The organism is Enterococcus sp. E5-37, assembly GCF_035726925.1.
In the GTDB taxonomy this organism is placed as follows: domain Bacteria; phylum Bacillota; class Bacilli; order Lactobacillales; family Enterococcaceae; genus Enterococcus_B; species Enterococcus_B faecium.
The window spans coordinates 1-1,073 of the sequence record NZ_JAPMLG010000032.1; the positions used below are offsets into that span (position 1 = coordinate 1).

The 1,073-nt window shown below is 35.8% G+C and carries 1 protein-coding gene; it reads left to right on the forward strand.

All coding sequences use genetic code 11. The features are described from left to right. Window positions 1-5: 5 nt before the first annotated feature. Window positions 6-1,073 (forward strand): IS3 family transposase gene (locus tag OS138_RS12700; protein WP_325070189.1). Its coding sequence is split into 2 segments (ribosomal slippage), with 1,069 coding nucleotides annotated over them: window positions 6-282 and window positions 282-1,073; the frame shifts between segments, so codons are not numbered across the junction. This gene is flagged as partial in the annotation.

Below are 1,073 nucleotides of genomic sequence, written 5' to 3' on the forward strand. Positions count from 1 at the left end.
TTTTTATGTCTAAGAGAACACGAAGAACTTTTTCACAAGAATTCAAGCAACAAATCGTCAATCTTTACTTAGCTGGAAAGCCACGTGTAGAAATCATTCGAGAATATGAACTAACGGCTTCAGCATTTGACAAATGGGTAAAGCAATCTAAAACGAGTGGTTCATTCAAAGAAAAAGATAATCTTACGCCTGAACAAAAAGAATTGTTAGAACTACGTAAAAGAAACCAGCAATTAGAAATGGAAAATGATATTTTAAAGCAAGCAGCGCTGATATTCGGACGAAGAGACAAGTAATCGATGCGAATAAGCATCTTTACCCTATATCAGCGATGTGCAGAATATTAGGTCTATCACGTCAGTCCTATTATTATCAATCAAAACCAAAGAAAGACGAATCAGAACTTGAAGAAGTAGTCGCTGAAGAATTTATCCGCAGCCGAAAGGCCTACGGCTCAAGAAAAATAAAAAAAGCCTTATCAAAACGAGGCATTCAGATCAGCCGACGAAAAATTAGTAGAATCATGAAAAATAGAGGATTAAAATCGAGCTATACTGTTGCTTATTTTAAAGTACATCATTCTACTTGCAATGAAGCCAAAACGACAAACGTATTGAATCGTAAATTCTTAAGAGACAACCCATTAGAAGCGATCGTAACAGACTTGACTTATGTACGAGTCGGGAAAAAATGGAATTATGTCTGTTTCATTTTGGATCTGTTCAATCGAGAAATTCTCGGCTATTCTTGTGGAGAACATAAAGATGCCGTTCTAGTAAAAAAAGCATTTAGCCGTATCAAACAACCTCTGACAGAGGTTGAGATTTTTCATACTGATCGTGGAAAAGAGTTTGATAACCAAGCTATTGATGAATTATTAACAACTTTTGACATCAATCGATCATTGAGTCATAAAGGCTGTCCTTTTGATAATGCCGTAGCTGAATCAACTTATAAGTCGTTGAAAGTAGAATTTGTCTATCAATACACATTTGAAACCTTACAACAATTGGATTTGGAGTTATTTGACTATGTCAATTGGTGGAACCACCTTCGGTTGCACGGTACACTTG